This is a genomic window from Streptomyces sp. NBC_00358 (assembly GCF_036099295.1).
Taxonomy (GTDB): Bacteria; Actinomycetota; Actinomycetes; order Streptomycetales; family Streptomycetaceae; genus Streptomyces.
In genome coordinates, this window is the sequence record NZ_CP107976.1 from 4,220,192 (window position 1) to 4,234,123 (window position 13,932).

General features: G+C 71.2%; 13 protein-coding genes and 1 pseudogene. 7 read left to right on the forward strand and 7 right to left on the reverse strand.

Annotated elements, in window-relative coordinates:
• Positions 1 to 888 (forward strand): annotated as a pseudogene (locus OHT01_RS17745) (LysR family transcriptional regulator); the annotation flags it as partial.
• Here the strand turns inward: OHT01_RS17745 and OHT01_RS17750 are convergent.
• Positions 791 to 1,777 (reverse strand): DMT family transporter, encoded by a 987-nt coding sequence (locus tag OHT01_RS17750; protein WP_328554118.1) that lies wholly within the window; start codon positions 1,775 to 1,777, stop codon positions 791 to 793. The pseudogene OHT01_RS17745 and the gene OHT01_RS17750 overlap by 98 nt on opposite strands.
• A 156-nt stretch (positions 1,778 to 1,933) precedes the next feature.
• Positions 1,934 to 2,581 carry a TetR/AcrR family transcriptional regulator gene (locus tag OHT01_RS17755; protein ID WP_328558156.1) on the reverse strand — a complete coding sequence of 216 codons (648 nt, stop codon included), beginning with the start codon at positions 2,579 to 2,581 and terminating at the stop codon, positions 1,934 to 1,936.
• Positions 2,582 to 2,778: 197 nt separating this feature from the next.
• On the opposite strand from OHT01_RS17755, the gene OHT01_RS17760 reads away from it, so the two are divergent.
• Positions 2,779 to 4,236, forward strand: a complete 1,458-nt coding sequence (locus OHT01_RS17760; RefSeq protein WP_328554119.1) for an MFS transporter — start codon at positions 2,779 to 2,781, stop codon at positions 4,234 to 4,236.
• Between the two features lie 60 nt (positions 4,237 to 4,296).
• Here OHT01_RS17760 and OHT01_RS17765 read toward each other — a convergent pair whose 3' ends face one another.
• Positions 4,297 to 4,632, reverse strand: coding sequence for an ArsR/SmtB family transcription factor (locus OHT01_RS17765; RefSeq protein WP_328554120.1), 336 nt, complete (start codon positions 4,630 to 4,632; stop codon positions 4,297 to 4,299).
• Positions 4,633 to 4,784: 152 nt separating this feature from the next.
• Here OHT01_RS17765 and OHT01_RS17770 point away from each other — a divergent pair, with 152 nt between their 5' ends.
• From OHT01_RS17770 to OHT01_RS17790, 5 genes are all read left to right on the forward strand, one after another.
• A complete protein-coding gene (locus OHT01_RS17770; protein ID WP_328554121.1) occupies positions 4,785 to 5,777 on the forward strand; it encodes a quinone oxidoreductase family protein in 993 nt (330 codons plus the stop codon).
• A gap of 31 nt (positions 5,778 to 5,808) precedes the next feature.
• Complete coding sequence (locus OHT01_RS17775) at positions 5,809 to 6,456, forward strand: class I SAM-dependent DNA methyltransferase (protein WP_328554122.1); 648 nt, start codon at positions 5,809 to 5,811, stop codon at positions 6,454 to 6,456.
• Between the two features lie 105 nt (positions 6,457 to 6,561).
• Positions 6,562 to 7,020: a nucleoside deaminase gene (locus OHT01_RS17780; protein ID WP_328554123.1), complete on the forward strand. Its 459-nt coding sequence runs from the start codon at positions 6,562 to 6,564 to the stop codon at positions 7,018 to 7,020.
• A 247-nt stretch (positions 7,021 to 7,267) separates the two neighbouring features.
• Entirely contained in the window at positions 7,268 to 8,230 is a 963-nt protein-coding gene (locus tag OHT01_RS17785; protein WP_328554124.1) for an isopenicillin N synthase family dioxygenase, read from the forward strand.
• A 141-nt stretch (positions 8,231 to 8,371) separates the two neighbouring features.
• On the forward strand, positions 8,372 to 9,481 hold the full coding sequence (locus tag OHT01_RS17790) for a hypothetical protein (protein ID WP_328554125.1): 1,110 nt from the start codon (positions 8,372 to 8,374) through the stop codon (positions 9,479 to 9,481).
• A 40-nt stretch (positions 9,482 to 9,521) separates the two neighbouring features.
• Here OHT01_RS17790 and ccsB read toward each other — a convergent pair whose 3' ends face one another.
• From ccsB to OHT01_RS17810, 4 genes are read right to left on the reverse strand one after another with little or no spacing between them, the layout of a single operon-like run.
• Entirely contained in the window at positions 9,522 to 10,610 is a 1,089-nt protein-coding gene (gene ccsB, locus OHT01_RS17795; RefSeq protein ID WP_328554126.1) for a c-type cytochrome biogenesis protein CcsB, read from the reverse strand.
• 29 nt (positions 10,611 to 10,639) lie between these two features.
• Entirely contained in the window at positions 10,640 to 12,478 is a 1,839-nt protein-coding gene (gene resB, locus OHT01_RS17800) for a cytochrome c biogenesis protein ResB (RefSeq protein ID WP_328554127.1), read from the reverse strand.
• 3 nt (positions 12,479 to 12,481) lie between these two features.
• Positions 12,482 to 13,219, reverse strand: a complete 738-nt coding sequence (locus tag OHT01_RS17805) for a cytochrome c biogenesis CcdA family protein (RefSeq protein ID WP_328558157.1) — start codon at positions 13,217 to 13,219, stop codon at positions 12,482 to 12,484.
• A gap of 50 nt (positions 13,220 to 13,269) precedes the next feature.
• Positions 13,270 to 13,887 (reverse strand): TlpA family protein disulfide reductase, encoded by a 618-nt coding sequence (locus tag OHT01_RS17810; RefSeq protein ID WP_328554128.1) that lies wholly within the window; start codon positions 13,885 to 13,887, stop codon positions 13,270 to 13,272.
• Positions 13,888 to 13,932 lie beyond the last annotated feature (45 nt).

Here is a 13,932-nt window from a genome sequence, read left to right on the forward strand (position 1 = left end):
ATGGAACTGCGCCTGCTGGTCACCTTCGAGAAGGTCGCGACCGTCCTGAGCTTCACCCGGGCCGCGACCGAACTGGCGTACGCGCAGTCCAGCGTCACCAGCCAGATCCGCGCCCTGGAGACCTCCCTCGGTACGGAGCTCTTCGACCGGCTGGGCAGCAGGATCCGGCTGACCGAGGCAGGCGAACGGCTGCTCCCCTACGCCCGGCAGATCATCGAGCTGACCGACGAGGCGCGGGCCGCGGTCGTCGGCGCCGAGGAGCCCTCCGGCACGCTCACCGTCGGCACGATGGAGTCCCTCACCTCGTACCGGCTGCTGCCGCTCCTGGAGTTCTTCCACCACCGCCATCCCCGGGTGCGGCTGTCGCTGCGCACGACCATCGGAGACGAGACCCGCCGGGCGCTGCGCCAGGGCACGTACGACGTCGGCTTCCTGATGGAGGAGGAGACCGAGCACGCGGGACTGGAGGTCGCGGTGCTGGCGGTGGAGCCGCTGGCGCTGGTCGCCGCACCCGGCGATCCGCTCGCCGGCACGGCTCCGGCCACCGCCGACCTCGCGGGCCGGTCGCTGCTCGCCACCGAACCCGGCTGCGCCTACCGGGACTTGTTCGAGCGCGAGCTCAACTCCCGCACGGCTGAAGGTTCCTCCGTCGATTTCACGGAGTTCGGCACGATCGAGGCGACCAAACGGGCCGCGGCGGCCGGCCTCGGCATCGCGCTGCTGCCGGAGGTGACGGTCGCCGCGGAACTGGCGCGGGGCGAGCTCGTACGACTGCGCTGGGAACCGCCGTTCACGCTTCGGACGCAACTGGCGTGGCGGGCCGGGAAGCGGCTTCCGGCGCATGCGCGGCTGTTCGTGGAGCGGGCGCGGCAACTGGTGTCCGAGGAGTCCGGCCCGCCCGGGGAAGCGTGACCTTCAGGCTGGCCGTCACGATCAGCGGGACGCCGAGGGCCTGGACGAGACCGATGTGGTGGCCGTACACCGCCCAGTCCATGACCATCGCGACGGCCGGGTAGGTGAAGGCGAGCACGGCGATCTTCGCGGTCGGGAGCTTGGCGTACGCGGCGTACATCAGGACGTACATCAGCCCCGTGTGGACGACTCCGAGCCCGATCAGCCAGCCCCAGTCCGCGCCGGTCCCGCGCATCGCGCCGAAGTCGGCGAAGGGAAGCAGCAGCGGGATGCCGACGAGGACCTGGACGAGCGCGACGAGATGCGGCCGGACGCCGGTGACGCGCTTGGTGACCAGCGTGGCCAGCCCGTAGAGGAGCGCGGCCAGGAGGGCCTGTCCGACGCCGGTGAGGTACGCGCCGCCGTGCGCGAAGTCGGCCGGGGTGACCCCCGAGACGAGGACCAGACCGGCGAAGGCGAGCCCGATCCAGCCGGCCTTGGCGGCGGTGATCCGTTCGCGGAACAGCAGGGCGCCCAGCAGCACCACGTAGAACGGCTGGGTGTGGTAGACGACGGTCGCCACGGAGATCGAGGTGTTCCTGTACGCCTGGAAGAGCAGGACCCAGTTGAAGACGATGAACACCCCGCCGAGCGCGGCGAGTCCGAGCGTGCGCGGGGTGAAGCCGTGGCCCCGGAAGTATCCCCGGGCCAGCGCGTAGCCGCCGAGGGCGAGCGCCCCGAACAGGACGCGGAAGAACACGACGTTGAAGGGTGAGGCGCCGGACTCGACGACGAAGACGCCGAGGGTGCCGGAGAGCATCATCGCGGCGGTGAGCTGGACGGCGCCCTTGTTCTCGGGGTTCGCGACTGCGGTGGCTGAGGTCATGCCCCGAAGGTAGGAGCGGGGACCGGGGCCGGGCCACGGGCCAGTGGGGCGTCCTGCCGATGCCCCCATCGGCACCGCCGATGCGGGCAGGCGGGCGGCCGGGCGGGCAGGCAGGCAGGCAGGCAGGCAGGCAGGCAGGCAGGCAGGCAGGCAGCGTCAGGCTCCGGCCTGGAGGCGGAGGCCCGCCAGGGTCAGGTCCAGCCCGGCGAGGAACTGCTCCTTGTCGTCGTGCCCGTCGAACTCGTCGACGATGTCGTGCACGAACGGGAACTCCTCGGCGTCGAGCGCACGCCACGTCTCGGTGTAGCGACCGAGGAACTCGTCGCGGTCCACGAAGCCGTCGAGCACCTCCTGGGGCGGCTCCTGCCCCATGTCCGCGGCGTTGCCGACCACGACGCCCACGATCGCCGACACGGCGTGGAACCGTTGCAGCGGCGTGAGGTCGAGTCGAAGAGTCCGCTGTCCCAGCTTCTCGAAAAGCCGCAACGAGTTGCCCTGGACGTCGGTGCGGCGCATGAAGTGCGCGCCCAGCCACGGCCGGTCCACGATCGCGTCGAACAGAGTGACGGCCATCACGCGCAGGTCGTCGATCGGGTCGTCGCTGCCGCTCTGCCCCTCGACGGCGGCCAGCACCCCGCCGAGCACGTGGTCGATGGCGCGGTCGAGCAGGTCGTCCTTGCCCGAGACGTACCAGTAGATGCTGCCGACGCCGGTGCCGAGCCGGTTCGCGAGGGCGCGGAGCGTCAGCGCCGGCTCGCCCGCCTCGTCGAGCAGGGCCACGGCCGCCGTGAGAACGGCCTCGATGGAGTGCGAGGCACGTTGACGTCCTCGGGAAGGACGATCGGCGGGTCGTGATCGCGGGCCTGTCATGGCATCCATCCAATCACAGCTTGCGCAATTATCGAACCTCGTTCTATTGTCGAACATCGTTCCATTGCAGAACGCTGTTCCATTACCGAACGTTGTTCGACAGTCGACGGCGTTCCGAGAGGAGGCCCGCCATGACCACCACCGCCATAGCGCCCGCCGCGTCGCGCACCTATCCGTCCCTGCGCGCGGCATGGATTCCCCTGGCCGCGCTCTGCCTGGCCTTCTTCGTCGAGATGGTCGACAACACACTGCTCTCGATCGCGCTGCCCACGATCGGCCGGGACCTCGACAGCGGAACGACCGCGCTGCAGTGGGTCACCGGCGGGTACTCGCTGACGTTCGGCGGCCTGCTGCTGACGGCGGGGTCGATGGCCGACCGGCTCGGGCGCCGCCGTGTGCTGCTGGTCGGCCTGGCGGTGTTCGGGCTGCTGAGCCTGGCCGTCGTCGCGGTCACCACCGCGGGGCAGCTCATCACCTTGCGGGCCGGCCTCGGCATCGCCGCGGCGGCGATGGCCCCCATCACCAACTCGCTGGTCTTCCGGCTGTTCGACGACAAGGCGCTGCGGATGCGCGCGATGACCCTGATGATCGTCGTCGGCATGTCCGGCTTCGTCCTCGGCCCGCTGCTGGGCGGCACCGCCCTGGCCCACTTCCAGTGGCAGTGGCTCCTGGTCGTCAACGCCCCGATCGCGCTGATCGCGGCCATCGGCGTCCGCCTCGGCGTCCCGGCCGACCGGCCGCAGGACCTGACCCACGACAAGCTCGATCTGCCGGGCGCCGGCCTGAGCGTCGCCACCATCGGCCTCGCCTGCTACTCGCTGACCAGCGGCGTCGAGCACGGCTGGCTCTCCGCGACCACACTCGCCTCGGTCCTCGGCGCCATCGCCGCGGGGATCGCGTTCGTGTGGCACGAGCGCCGCAGCGCGTCGCCGATGCTGGACCTGCGCCTCTTCTCCAACGGCACCGTCCGCGGCGCGGCCATCGCACAGATCGGCTCGGCCATCGCGATGGCCGCCGTGATGTTCGGCCTGATCCTCCACTTCCAGTACGCCTACGGGTGGAGCCCCGTACGGGCCGGCCTGGCGAACCTGCCGATCATCGTGACCATGATCGTCGCGACTCCCCTGTCCGAGTGGCTCGCGAAAAGGTTCGGCCACCGCGTCGCCTGCCTGGTCGGCGCGGCCTGCCTGGCCGGATCGCTGGCCGGCCTGTCCTGGGGTGTCGACCGCGGCTACGGCGCCATCGCGGTCTGCATGGTCGTGATGACCGTCGGACTGCGCACCGTCATGACGATCTGCGCCATCGCGCTCGTCGACGCGATGCCGGACAACCGGACGTCGATCGGCACGGCGCTCAACGACACCGCCCAGGAGGTCGGAAGCAGCATCGGCACCGCCGTGGTCGGCACCCTCATCGCCGCGCTGGTCACCACCCGGCTGCCCGCGGGCACCTGGGGCGACGCCCTGGTGACCTCGTTCTTCCACGGCGAGCGGATCACCTACGCCGTGCTGGCGGTCGTCGTCGGCCTGATCGCTGGCGGCGGCGCACTCACGCTCACCGACTCCCACGCCACCGAGGAGCCCGCCTGAGACTCCGCGCCGAGGGCGTCGCGTACCACCGCGCACGGCCGGCACCCCCGCCGAGACCTCTCAGCGGGGCGGTTCCGCGCGCAGGACGAGGGCGAGGAGGCCCGGGAAGCGGGCGTCGAACTCCGGCCGGCGCAGCCGGTTGACCCGCTTGGGGCCCTCGTCGCGCTGTTCGACGAGACCGGCGCCGCGCAGCACAGAGAAGTGATGGCTGAGCGCCGCCTTGCCGACGGGTACGTCGAAACTGCCGCAACTGCGGCTCCACTCCGCGGACTCCGCCAGCGCCCGGACGAGCTGGAGCCGGACGGGGTCGGCGAGGGCGGCGAGGGCGGTCGCCACGGGGACCTCGTCGGGGTGGGTGTGCTCGGGCGCGGCCCGATGACTGGTGCGCTCCGCCACGCCGGCCTCCCTGGTGCTTCCCTGATCCGCTTGCCGAGTGTTCGATGAAAACCATACACTCCTGAGTGTTCGCTTTTCATTGAACAGTCTGGTCGGCGACCGGTCCGCGCGGGCCGTCGGCTGTCCAGCCGAGTACCAGCCAGGAGTGAGCCATGCGTACGGTCGAGTTCCAGGAGTACGGCGGTCCCGAGGTCCTGCGGGTCGTGGAGGCGAAGGTCCCCGAACCGGGCCCCGGGCAGGTGAGCATCGACGTGGCCTACGCGGGCGTGAACTTCGCCGACCTGCTGGCCAGGTCGGCGGGCTACCGCGTACCGCGCCTGCCCTTCGTACCGGGTCTGGAGGTCTCGGGCCGGATCCGGGCGGTGGGCCCGGACGTCACGGGGCTGCGGGCGGGCCAGGAGGTCGCGGCGCTGACGGAGGGCGGGGCGTACGCGGACGTCACCGTCGCCGACGCCGTCACCGTCTTCCCGCTGCCCGACGGGGTCGGCCTGCGCACCGGCGCCACCCTCCCCACCGTCCTGCCCACGGCGTACGGGCTGCTGCACGCCGTGGGCCGGCTCCAGCCCGGCGAGACGGTGCTCGTCCAGAGCGCGGCGGGCGGCGTGGGCACGGTGCTCGGCCGGTTGGCGAAGGCGGCCGGGGCCGGCGCGGTCTACGGCGTCGTGTCCAGCGAGGCGAAGGCCGCGTACGCCCTCGGCCACGGCTACGACGAGGTGTTCGTGGGTTCCTTCGAGGACGAGGTCCGCGCCGCGACCGCCGGCCGCGGGGTGGACCTGGCCCTGGACCCGGTGGGCGGCGAGACCTTCCGGCGCAGCCTCGCCTCCCTGGCCCTCTTCGGCCGCCTGGTCGCCTTCGGCAACGCGAGCTCGGCGGATCCCTGGGCGGTGGGCCAGCCGGAACTCAACCCCACCGGCCTGTCGGTCGGCGGGTTCTCGATCCTCGGCCTGGCCGCGACGGCCCCCGCCGCCCTCCGCGACCTCGCCTCGCGCGCCTTCGAGTCGGTGGCCGACGGCACCGTGAGCCTGCCGGTGACCGCGGAGTTCGCCCTGGAGGAGGCCGGGGAGGCGCACGCGCTGATGGGATCGCGGACCAGCACCGGAAAGCTGCTGCTGCGGGTGGCGCGTTCCGATCGGTCCCGCCCGTGACTGTCGGACCCCCGGTCTAGTCTTCGCCGCCATGACGACTCGCCTCCAGGCCACCCGTTCCTCCTACGACACCGTCGCCGCCGACTACGCGGAGCTGCTCAAGGACGAGTTGGGCAGCAGACCGCTGGACATGGCGATGCTGGCGGCGTTCGCCGAGCGGGTGCGGGCCGGCGGGGGCGGGCCCGTGGCGGACCTCGGGTGCGGGCCCGGACGGGTGACCGTCCACCTGGAAGAACTCGGGCTCGACGCGTTCGGGATCGACCTGTCGCCCGGGATGGTCACGGTGGCCCGCCGGGCACATCCCCACCTGCGCTTCGAGGTGGGCACGATGACCGGCCTCGACCTGCCGGACGGCACCCTCGCCGGAGCACTCGTCTGGTACTCGACGGTGCACACGCCGATCGACGAACTCCCGGTGATGTTGGCCGAGTTCCGCCGCGTCCTGGCGCCCGGCGGTCATCTGCTCATCGCCTTCAAGGTCGGCGCCGAACAGGTCCGGCTGGAGCACGCGTACGGCCATGACGTGGATCTCGACGTCCACCGCTTCCCGCCCGAACGCGTCGCCGAACTCCTGCGGAAGGAAGGCCTGTTCGAGGTCGCCCGTCTCGTCCGCGAGGCCGACGAACAGGAGAGGACACCGCAGGCGTTCCTGCTGGCCCGCAGGCCGGAGAGCGACTGACCTTCGCCGTCCCTGGGCGAACCCCGTGCGGCGGGAGGGTGTTCCCCCGCGTTGCCCCCGTGTTCCCGCCGCACGAGACTGGAGTCCCGCGGGAGAGTGGGGACCATGGAGCGCATCGATCAAGCACAGGCCCGCGCGTGGCTCGCCACCGCACTGGCGGAGGCCCGCGCGGGGCTCGCCGAGGGCGGCATCCCCATCGGGGCGGCGCTGTACGGCGCGGACGGCACCGTTCTCGGCCGCGGCCGCAACCGCCGCGTCCAGGACGACGACCCCTCGACGCACGCCGAGACGGCCGCCTTCCGCGACGCGGGACGGCAGCGGACGTATCGCGGCACGACCATGGTGACCACCCTGTCGCCGTGCTGGTACTGCAGCGGTCTGGTCCGGCAGTTCGGCATCTCCCGGGTCGTCGTGGGCGAGGCGGCCACCTTCCACGGCGGCCACGACTGGCTCGCCCGGCACGGCGTACAGATCGTGCTGCTCGACGATCCCGAATGCACCGCCCTGATGCGGGACTTCATCAAGGACAACCCGGTCCTGTGGAACGAGGACATCGGTGAGTGACCCGAGCGCGGGGGCGCTTCCCGAGGAACCGTCCGGTCGCACGAACCCGGCAGGTCCCGAGGGTTCGGCCGGTCCCGAGGGTTCGGCCGGTCCCGAGGGTTCGGCCGGTCCCGAAAGTCCGGACGGTCCCGAAAGTCCGGACGGTCCCGAGGGTTCGGCGAATCCGGCGGGGTCGGCCCTTTCCCGGGAACCCGCCGGCACCCGCCCCGGTACGGCGGCCGGTCCGACCGGTCCCGGCGCCGGCCCGGTGCCGGCCCGCATCCCCACCGTCGACCTCCGCCCCTGGCTCTCCGGGGACCCCGGGGCCCGCGCCGCCGTCGCCCGCACCGTCGACGACGCGCTGCGGACCGCCGGTTTCCTGCTCGTCACCGGCCACGGCGTGGACCCCGCGCTGCGCCGTCGACTGCGGGAGGCCGCCCGCGCGTTCTTCGCGCTGCCCGCCGGGAGGAAGCAGCCGTACGCCGCCCGGGTCGGCGGGCGCGGCTGGCTCGGGCCGGGTGCCGAGGCCAACGGCTACGCGGAGGGCACCGAGACCCCGCCGGACCTCAAGGAGTCGCTGACGTTCGCGACGAGCGAGCCGTTCGAGGACCCGGAGACCAACACGGAGTGGTACGCGCCGAACGTCTGGCCCGCCGAGACCCCGGAGCTGCGCGCGCTCTGCGAGGAGTACCTGGCGGCGATGGGCGTGCTGGAGAACCATCTGCTGGAGTTGCTCGGCGGGGCGCTCGGCCTCCGGCCCGACTTCTTCACCCGGCACATGGGCCACCCGACGTACGGCTTCAACATCAACTGGTATCCGGGCACGGAGGTCGTCGGCGAGCCGCTGCCGGGCCAGTTCCGCATCGGGCCGCACACCGACTTCGGCACCGTCACCATCCTCGACCGGCAGGCGGGCAAGGGCGGGCTCCAGGTCTTCACGGACGAGGACGGCTGGCGGGACGCCCCCTTCGACCCGGCCGCCTTCACGGTCAACATCGGTGATCTCATGGCCCGTTGGACCGGCGACCGGTGGCGTTCCGGACGGCACCGGGTGCTCCCGCCACCGGCCGACGCTCCCGCCGAGGAGCTGATCTCGCTGGTGTACTTCGGCGAGTGCACGCCGGGGACGCTGGTCGAGTCGGTGCCCGCCCCCGTGGGCCGTGTCGCGTACGAACCCGTCGACTCCCACACCTATCTGCGCCAGAAGCTCGATTCGATCACGGTCGACTGAACAGCGGAGCTTTTCCGCGGGCGAACGGACACCGGGCGGACACCGATCGACCTATCCCGAACCAACTGCCCCTTCTTCATCTTTTGTTGATACACCTCACAACAGCACATAGGACCGGACCGCGGACCAGGGGGAGATGCGGTGCACACAGAGCTGCACGGCCGGGGAGCGCTGTTCGACGACGACCCGCCCGGACTCGCGTCACGACTGGTCGGTCTGCGTCCGCACCAGCTCGGCGCCACACCGTACGAACACCCCGCGCAGCCGCCCTTCGTGGTCTTCGCGGGCGGCCGGGGGCAGGGCAAGACCGCGGTGCTCCGCGCCCTGCGCGACGCCTATCGCGGGCACACCCCCATCGCTCTGGTCGACGGCGAGGAACAGCGGTTCACCGCGCCGCCCCCGGAGCGTCCGGCGGGGTCCTGGTCGCCGGTCGGAGAGGCGCTCACCACGGCCGCGGAACAGCTCGCCGAACCGGTGAAGGGCGCCGGGCGGATCGGCTTCCCGCGGCTGTCGTCCGGGCTGCTCGCGGTGGCGGCCGCCGGCTGGAGCGACCGCGAGGTCCCGCGCATCCGGCGGGAGGCCGAGCGCATCCTGCTGCTCAACGAGACCGACTCCTGGCTGTCGGGATTCGCGGGACGCGGGATGAGCAGGGTGGTCTCCAAACTCGCCGCGTCGATGAACGGGTCGGGTCCGGTGGTGGAGCCGATCATCGAGGCGACCCTGGAGGCGTTCACCGAAGGCGTCTCCACGGCCCACCGCCGACTGCGCAGGGCCGCCACCTGGTACCGGGACTACCCGAACGCGGAAGGCAGCCCCAAGCTCGCGCTGATCCTGCTCTCCCGGCACTTCCGGGCCGGCGGCGAATCCCGCAGGCACGCCGAACGGCATCTCGTACGGGCGCTGCTGGCCGACCTCGACGAGGCGTACGCGGGGGTCGTGCAGCGCTCGCACCGGCGCGGACGCCCGGTCCTGCTGATCGACAACGTCCAGGAACCCGCGGGCCTCGGACTCCTGGAGCCGGTTCTGCGCGACCGCGCCGACGGCATCGCGGACCAGGTCGTGTTCTTCGCCGCGCTGCGGGGCTACGCCCATCCGGCGCTGCGCAACGCGGGCCGGCTCGCCCTGCCCGAGGCGGCCCGGGAGACCGGCTGGCGGCCCGGCACCTCGCCGTCCTCGCGGGCGCTGCTCCTCTCGCTGCCGCCGCTGTCCCCCGAGGACACCCCGCGCGTCGACGAAGGCCGGCCCCGGTGACTGGGGGTCACCGGGGCCGGCCTTGGTGCTTCGGGGCGGGTCAGACGCCCGCGTAGGAGTGCTTGCCTCCGACGAAGATGTTGACGCCGTAGTAGTTGAACAGCCAGCAGCCGAAGGCGATCAGGGCGATGTAGGCGGCCTTGCGGCCCTTCCAGCCGGCCGTGGCGCGCGCGTGCAGGTGGCAGGCGTAGGCGACCCAGGTGATGAACGCCCAGGTCTCCTTGGGGTCCCAGCCCCAGTAGCGGCCCCAGGCGTCGCCCGCCCAGATCGCGCCCGCGATGATCGTGAACGTCCACAGCGGGAAGACGGCGGCGTTCACGCGGTAGGAGAACTTGTCGAGCGAGGCCGCGGCGGGCAGCCGCTCCATGACGGAGGTGGCGAACCGTCCGGGCTGTCCGCCGTTCACGAGCTTGTTCTCGTACGAGTCCTTGAAGAGGTACAGGATCGTGCCGACGGCGCCCACGTAGAAGACGGCGCCGCACAGGATCGCGGTCGACACGTGGATGTACAGCCAGTACGAGTGCAGCGCGGGGACCAGTTGGTCGCTCGCGGTGTACAGGACGGTGACGGCGAGACCGAGATCGAGGAGGACCGTGGTGATCAGCGGGAGGCCGAGCCAGCGGACGTCCTTCTTGAGCGCGAGCAGGACCAGGAAGACCGCGACGGCGACGGTGGAGAAGGTGATGTTGAACTCGTACATGTTGCCCCACGGCGCCCGGCCCACGGACATCGCGCGGGCGAGCACACCGGCCGCCTCGACGGCCCACGCCAGCACGCTGAGGGACACGGCGATACGCCCGTAGAGGTCACCCTGCTCGTCCCCGCCGTGCGCACCGGGCCCGTCGGGCACGTCGCGCGCGCCCGCGGCGGACCGGGTGACGACCTTCGGCCGCTCCAGCACGGCGGTTCCGCCGGCCTTCTGCACGGTGACCTCGGGGGCCGCCCCGGCCGCCTTGGCACCGTCCGCGGTGAGCGCGTTGGCGGTGCGGGCGACCTTGCTGCGGCTGCCGAAGAGCCACTCGGCGATGAAGGCGAAGAAGGCCAGGGTGTAGACGGCCATCGCGGAGTAGATCAGCGTGTTGCTGATGTTGGCGAGGTGTTCGTTGGTCGCGGTGGCCAGATCGGTCACGGCGCCAAGGTCGTGTGCGGTGGCGAGCGTCACTGCTTCTTGGACCCTTCAGCGGCGGGTACGGGGGGTTCGGCGTCGGCGTCGGTGGGTGCCGCGTCTTCGTCGGGCTTGGTGGGTGCCTGTTCGTGCACGAGCGCGGCCAGGTCGCCGAGCTCCTCGGGAAGCTTCGCGGACTCGCTGCGGCCGAGCCCGGCCATCTCGACGACGGTGACGCCGTCAGGGCCGGTGGTCGCCCGCACCCAGACACGGCGGCGCTGGATGAACAGCGAACCGGCGAGTCCGAAGATCGCGGTGAACGCCCCGGCCAGCGCCCAGACACTGCCGGGCTGCTGGGTGACCTGGAAGTTCGCCCACTCCTTGATGTCCTTGTCGAAGGTGATCGACCCGGCGCCGCCCGGAAGCGTCATCGTCTCGCCGGGACGCAGCCGCGCCTTGACGATCGCGCCCTTGGCGTCCTTGAACTGCTTCATGTGGGTGGTTTCGAGCTGGTACACGTTCTGCGGCAGGCCCGCGTCGACCCCGAGGCTTCCGTGGAAGCCGCTCAGCGCGAGCACCGGATAGTCGAGCGCGGGGAACTGGGAGAACATGTCGCCCTTGCCCGCCCCGGCGAACGTCGGCACGAAGAAGGCGGAGAAGCCGAGCTGTTCGCTCTTGCCCTGCGCGTTCCTGTAGCCGTCCATGACCTTGACGGCGCCCTGCGAGGTGACGTTGGAGTCGAGCGGCAGCAGCGGCACGGCGTCGTGGAAGACGACCTTGCCCTTGCCGTCCCGGACGGTCACGGTGGGCGCGTAGCCGTGGGCGGTGAGATAGACCTTCGTGTCACCGATCACCAGCGGCTCGTTGACCTTGATGAGCGTCTTGCGCTCCTTGCCGTAGGCACCCTCGCTGTAGGTGACGGCCGCCTGGTACCTGCGGGGCGTGCCCTTGTTGGGGCCGGTCCGCTCGTAGGTGCCGGTGAAGTTCTTCAGATCGAAGCTGAACGGGGTCAGGTCGTCGGTGCTGAAGAGGTTGCCGGACTTGAAGTCGTCGTAGGACAGGAGCGTGTTGGAGAAGCCGTCGCCCTCGACGATCAGCTTGTCGCCCTCGGACTTGAAGAGCTGGCCCCAGGCGAAGGCGACGAGCATCACGATCAGCGCCATGTGGAACAGCAGGTTGCCGGTCTCGCGCAGATAGCCCTTCTCCGCGGCTACGGCGTCCTTGTCGACGTGCGCCCTGAACCGCTTCTGCCTGAGCACCTTCAGCGCGATCTCGCGGACCTGCTCGGGTTCCGCCGCGGTGCGCCAGGTCGCGTACGCGGGCAGCCGGGTCAGCCGCTTGGGGGCGCCCGGCGGACGGCCGCGCAACTGCCCGACGAACTGCCAGGTGCGGGGCACGATGCAGCCGATGAGCGAGACGAACAGCAGGATGTAGATCGAGGAGAACCACACCGAGCTGTACACGTGGAACAGCCCGAGCTTGTCGTAGACGGGTCCGAGGACGCTGTGCGCGGCCTTGAAGGCCGCCACCTTCTGGGCGTCGGTGCCGGACTGCGGGATCAGCGATCCGGGGATGGCGCCGAGCGACAGCAGGAAGAGCAGGATCAGGGCGACCCGCATCGACGTGAGCTGGCGCCAGAACCAGCGGGCCCAGCCCGTCACTTCACGGGCGGTCCAGGCGAGCCACCCCGCGGCGCCGGGCTTGCGGGTGCCGCCGAAGGAGCCGGGCACCACCGTCTCCACGGGCGCGGTGGACAGCTGCGACCCGGCCTCGCCGAGTTCGCCGTCGGCACTCACCCCGATGTGCCGCTTGGCGCCCACCGGGTCCGGCGCGCCGTCGTCCTCCGAAGTCGCGGGGGACTCGGACGTGTTGCCGGTGTCGGTCGTGCTCATGGATCAGATCCCTACCGTGAAGCCGTCGGACCAGGTCTGCATCTGCTGCACGATGCCGTCCCAGGCACCGGTGAGCAGCAGCAGGCCGGTCACGATCATCATTCCGCCGCCGATCCGCATCACCCAGGTGTAGTGCCGCTTCACCCAGCCGAACGCGCCGAGCGCCTTGCGGAAGGCGACGGCGGCGAGGACGAAGGGCACTCCCAGACCGAGGCAGTACGCGACGGTCAGTATGGCCCCGCGCCCGGCGCTCGCCTGGTCCATGGAGAGCACGGTGACGGAGGTGAGTGTCGGGCCCAGACAGGGCGTCCAGCCGATACCGAAGAGCGCGCCCAGTATCGGGGCGCCCGCGAGCCCTGTCACCGGGCGCCGGTGGAAGCGGAACTCGCGCTGGGTGAGCCAGGGCATCAGCCCCATGAAGAACACGCCCATCGCGATCATCAGGGCGCCGAGGACCTTGCTGAGGACGCCGTTGTACTCGTGCAGCGTCGAGCCGAAGTACCCGAACAGGGCCCCGCCGGAGACGAACACGGCGGTGAACCCGAGCACGAACAGACTGGCCCCCGCGACCATCCGCCCTCGTCTGGCCTCGGCCAGGTCCGTGCCGCTGACCCCGGTGACGTACGACAGATAGCCAGGTACGAGCGGCAGGACGCACGGCGAGAAGAAGGAGACGAGCCCGCCGAGCACGGCGATCGGCAGCGCGAGCAGCAGGGCGCCGCTGTAGACCGTGGTGTTCATACCGGTCGGGGCGGCGAGGTTCACGGACGTCTGGAGAAGGGACACGCCGGTCACTTCTCCGCGAGTACGGGGTCGAGCATCTCGTGCAGCGTGTCCACGCTGAGCGCCTGCAGCGTGCGGGCCGCGATCTTCCCGTTCCGGTCGATGATGATCGTGGAGGGGATCGTCTGCGGGTTGAGCGTGCCCTTCTTGAAGCGGAGCATCAGCTTGCCCGTCCGGTCGTACAGGCTGGGGTACGGGACGTCCTGCTGCTTCTCGAAGGCCCTGGCCAGGTCGGTGCTGGGGTCACGGGTGTTGATGCCGACGAACTGCACACCCTGCCCGGCGGTCTCCTTGGCGACCTTGACCAGGTTCGGGGTCTCGGCGCGGCACGGCGGGCACCAGGAGCCCCAGATGTTGAGGACGACGACCTTGCCCTTGTAGTCCGCGACGTCGAGCCGCTTGCCGTCGATGGTCGTGCCCGAGAGGTCCGGCGCGGTGTCGCGGGACCCCTTGGCGACGGTGGAGATGCCGTCCTTGCCGGAGACGTAGTTGCTGTTGCCCGCGCCGCCGGAGGTGCCCCCGGAGGTGCACGCGGACAGCACGAGCGCGGCGACGGCGGCCCCTGCGGTGAACAGGGCGGCACGGGTGCGGTTCGGGCGCTGGTCTGCGCGGCAGGCGGCACTCATGTGAAAAGTTTCGCATGCCCGTTTCGGGGATCTTCCGCACCCCCC

Coding starts and splice junctions, on each gene's coding strand:
- OHT01_RS17805 (WP_328558157.1), bottom strand. CDS start 13,219: ATGAACACCACGGTCTACAGCGGCGCCCTGCTGCTCGCGCTGCCGATC.
- OHT01_RS17775 (WP_328554122.1), top strand. CDS start 5,809: ATGACGACTCGCCTCCAGGCCACCCGTTCCTCCTACGACACCGTCGCC.
- resB (WP_328554127.1), bottom strand. CDS start 12,478: ATGAGCACGACCGACACCGGCAACACGTCCGAGTCCCCCGCGACTTCG.
- OHT01_RS17780 (WP_328554123.1), top strand. CDS start 6,562: ATGGAGCGCATCGATCAAGCACAGGCCCGCGCGTGGCTCGCCACCGCA.
- OHT01_RS17770 (WP_328554121.1), top strand. CDS start 4,785: ATGCGTACGGTCGAGTTCCAGGAGTACGGCGGTCCCGAGGTCCTGCGG.
- OHT01_RS17810 (WP_328554128.1), bottom strand. CDS start 13,887: ATGAGTGCCGCCTGCCGCGCAGACCAGCGCCCGAACCGCACCCGTGCC.
- OHT01_RS17760 (WP_328554119.1), top strand. CDS start 2,779: ATGACCACCACCGCCATAGCGCCCGCCGCGTCGCGCACCTATCCGTCC.
- OHT01_RS17750 (WP_328554118.1), bottom strand. CDS start 1,777: ATGACCTCAGCCACCGCAGTCGCGAACCCCGAGAACAAGGGCGCCGTC.